The 4,405-nt window shown below is 74.0% G+C and carries 1 protein-coding gene; it reads left to right on the forward strand.

The window, feature by feature from the left end:
• On the forward strand, nt 1-4,405 hold a 4,405-nt coding region (locus tag AB8Z75_RS31320; RefSeq protein ID WP_369207941.1), incomplete at both ends, for a hypothetical protein.

Here is a 4,405-nt window from a genome sequence, read left to right on the forward strand (position 1 = left end):
GCCCTGCGCCCGCTGCCGCCCCCGGCCCCCGCGACCACGCCCACCACCGTCGCCGTCACCGAGCCGGCCGAGGAATTCACCGCCATCGAGCCGGCCGAGGAGCCCGCCGCCACCGACCCGGCGGCCTCCGCCCTCGTCGCGGCCTTCGGCCGCGGCCACCGCGGCCTGAGGGGGATGGTGCACATCATGCCGCTCCCCGAGGACACCGTCCGCTGGCTGCACGAGCGGCTGGCTGCGACCGTCCGGGCCCGGGCCGCGCGCGAGCAGCCGTCCGGCGACCCGGAGGCCCAGAACCCGGGCGGCACCGAGGAGCTGGACGGGGACCTCGCAGCGCAGTACGACGGCGACGAGCTGCTGGACGCGATGCCGCACCTGCTGGGCCCCAAGGGCATGTCCCGCACGGTCACCTACGGGGGCCGCCGCTACCAGGTGTCGGCGCGGGTGGAGTTCTTCGACCACCGGCAGGCCCAGGTGATGAGCGAGGACACCGCTGAGGGGCGGCGGGTCAACATCGAGGAGCGCAACCAGACCGCGATCGACACCAGCGACACCCTCACCACGGGGAACGTGCGGAACCTGCCGCTGTCCTACGGGCGTACCTGGCTGGTCAACGACACGGTCTCGCAGACGTTCACGCCGAAGGTCACGCTGACGCACAACCAGCAGTCCGTCGTGATGACGGTCCCGGAGAACTACACCGCGGGGTCCGCCGTCGCGTTCTCGACGGAGCCCTCGCACGCGTTCGACTACGGGATGCGCTGGGAGTTCACGGCTGTGCCCGCCCCGAGTCCCACGGCGCCGACACCGCACACCGAGGCGGACTGGAGCGCTGCGCAGACCTCGCCCGAGCGGCTCACCGCGTGGTTCCCGCACTACCTCACGCAGGGGATGCCGCCCCGTCCGTTCGGCCCGGTCTCCCCGCACGACCTCCCGGCGGACCCGCAGCTGATCACCGACGAGCAGCCGCTGCACCGGCTGGACACCCTCCACGACCCGGACGCCCTGATCGACGCCTTCCTGACCGCCGACGCGTTGCGCCCGCACCTGCGCCGGTTGTCGGACGAGTCCGCCGCCGCGCTGCGCACGTTCCTGAACGAGAACAACCAGCGTTCCGGACTGCCGCTCATGCTGGCCTCGGCGTACCTGTCACCGATCCTCCTGGACGGCGCTGGACAGCCGCTGGGCTACCTGGAGGTCTCGGCCCGGATCAACTCCCTCAGCCCCCACGTGCTGGCGCGCAGCAGCGCGAAGGGGGTTCTGGAGGCCGACCTGCTGCACCGGATCGGCGCCCAGACGGGGCTGACGGTGACCAACGCCGAGAAGGCGGAGTTCACCCTCGCCTCCACCTTCCAGGGCCCCCGGGCAGGCGGGAACTTCGTCTTCGGCGGCGGCTACCAGCACAAGCGGACCCGCACCCTCAACTCCGGCGGCACCGCCTACGACTGGTTCAGCCTGGTCACCGAGAACCCCCACCTGCTCACCGACGCGGACATCACGTACACCGCCGTGCTGGTCCTCCCCAAGGGCGGCAGGACCGAGCCCTTCGAGCTGCCCAGCCCCCGGAGGCAGTCCCTGCGGGTGCCGACGATGGCCGATGCCGCCGGCACCCCGATCGAGCCCGGCCAGGAGCGCCACCTGCCGCCGGAGCTGGCGTCCCTGCGCTCGCTGGGGGTCGACGCCACCCCGTTGAAGGTGAGCGGAACCGAGTCGCTCTTCGACCAGTTGGAGACCCGGCTGCGCAGCATGGGCTTCCTGCCGCCCGCCGAGCGGCGGCGCCTGGAGTGGCTGGGCGACGACACCGCGATCCTCATGGCGTGGCTCGCCAACGCCCGCAAGCTGGCTGTCGCGCGTTCGCAGATCGGTCTGCGCGGGGCGGCCGGCGCGCTCTTGGACGGCGGGCACCCGCTCTACTTCGACCTGCCCCTCGCGCGCGGCGTCTGGCGGGTCACCGCGGAGCTGTCCGTGGCGCCGACGCACGGCACCTCTCCCCGGCACGCGAAGAACCTGCCGGGCTGGTCGGTGATGAACGCCAACGGCACCGGGACGGTGGGCAGCGAGTCCCGCGGCTCCAGCCAGTCGCTGTTCGGCGACCTCTCCGCCGAGGCCAACGGCCCGGCCCCGCACCACTGGACGGTGGCGGGAGGCACCCCCAGCAGCCTGTCCGCCACCCGCCAGATCACCGGCGACGCCTCAGGATCGGCGGCGGCCCACAGCCTCGACCTGCTCGCCTACGCGCAGTCCGGGCTCGGGGTCTTCCACATCCCCGGCACCTTCACCATGACGGTGTTCTCGGAGAACGGCGACACCCCGCTGGCCACGTTCGACCCCGTGGACGGCACCGTCTCCCTCGCCGTCCCGCTGACCCGCACCCTCGACGCCCCGGCGGCCCCGCTGGGCCCCGTCACCATCCGGCGGGCGACGGACGAGGACTTCCGCAAGGCGCGGATGGGCCCGGACGAGACCGGTCAGCGCCCGCAGGACGTGGTGCTGCTCCCCGCAGCCGCGCACGTCAACGTCGCGATGGGCAGCGCCGCACTGGCCGAGGCGTTCCGGCAGTTGCTGGCCGGTGCCGACCCGGAGGCCACCGCAGCCGACGAGCCGGGGCAGCCGGCCCGCGTCCTGCGCTGGGCCGCCGCGCAGGGCTCCGCCCTCGTGGGCCGCCTGCCCTCGGCCCTGACCGCCTTCGCCGAACCCGTCCACTGGCTCAAGGACATGACCGTCGGCAAGTCCGTCACGGACGCCGAGAGCCCGGTCAGGCAAGTGCTGCGCGCCGCGTCGTCCCCGACCGGTCTGATCTCGCGTGCGCCCCAGATCTTCCGCGGCGTCCACGTCATCGACGCCACCACGTCCGGCACGCTGGTGGGCACCGACATCCAGGGCGAGATCCGCGGCTTCTTGAGCAACCTGGTCCACGAGGGCATCGGACATCCCAGCGCGGACCCGGCCGCCGCCACCTATACCGAGAACGACGTCACCAGCACCGACTCCTCCTGGCGCGGCACCACCTCCGGCCACTCCGGGCAGCTCGCCACCGGCGTGACCGGCTCGCACACCGGCGAGCGCCCCGGGTCCGTCTCGGGCGGCGGCGGGCGCAACCTCGCCACCTCCAGGAGCCTGACGGACACCGACTCCGCCTTCACCGACCGCGTCACCTCCGAGTACCACCCCAAGGAGCGGTTCCACATCTTCCGGGTGGATGCCACCTACATCGCCCGGCTGCGCAAGGGGCACCGCAACGCGTTCGCGAACGCCGTCGGCCTGGGCCCGCACAGCCCGGTGGCGCACTCCGTGACCGTCCCCGGCGGTGTGGTCTTCTGGCTCACCGAGACCCTGGTCCGGCAGGACCCGCGACTGGCCAGGCTCGCCGGTCTGGAGCCGCTGAGCCTGCCGATGGACCGGCTGCTGCCGCGGTACTTCGCCCGCTCCGGCGGCCGGTCGCTGGGGTTCGCCACCGTGCCCGAGGCGCTGCCGACCGGCCCGCTGGACGCCTTCGCCGAGGCGATCCGCGACGCCGTCGACGGCGAGGCGCCGGGCGCGCTGCTGCCCGGGAGCGGCTTCCACGTCCCCGGGCTCGACGGGCGCGTCACGGAGGCGGGTTCCGTGACGGGCATGCGGTCGCTGGCGTCCGCCGGGGCCCACCACTGGCGGCGCTTCCACTTCCCCTACCGGGGCAACACCGGTCTGCACCTGGTGGAGGTGGCGCTCAACGCCCGCCCGGCCCCGACCACCGACCTGGCGGCGCTGCGCGGCGCGCTGCAGCCCTACTCGGGGCTGGCGAACTTCAACTCGGCGGCGGCGACCGCGCTCACCCGCACCCTCTCCCGCAGTTCAGGGTTCACCCTCACGCTCAGCGGGACGGGCGGCTTCACGCTGCTGCCGGGCACGGAGCGCAGCGGCAGCGCGGGGGCCTCGGCCGCCCTCACCACCACCGGCAGCCGCGGCACCACCCGCACGGTCACCCGCAACCACCAGGAGTGGCCGCGCACCTTCCGGCCCGCCGCGCAGTTCCAGGTGGTGTACGCGTACCAGGTGCAGGTCGCCTCCACCCGGCTGGAGGAGTCGGCGCTGGGCTTTGTGAGCAACCGGATCGTCTCGCTGGCCGAGCTGACGGGGCGGATGCTCGACGGCGCCCTGTCGGTGGCCGACACCGCCGGGCTGACCGGCTACCTGGACCAGGCCCTCGGCCGTGGCGGGGCCGCCGGTACGGCTGCCGGCACGGCGGTCACCCCCGCAACCCAGCTCACCCCCGCGCCCGCCTCCGCCCCGGTGACCGCACCGTTCACGCCCGTCACCGTCACGCTGCGCTTCCCCGGCAGCGAGGCACCGCTGCGCCGCGAGGACGGGACCCCGCAGCTGCCCGCCCCGGCGCCGGTCCTCATCACACCGCACGTCCACCGGACCGACC

Origin of the sequence: Streptomyces sp. PU-14G (genome assembly GCF_041028275.1) — a bacterium.
Lineage (GTDB): Bacteria > Actinomycetota > Actinomycetes > Streptomycetales > Streptomycetaceae > Streptomyces.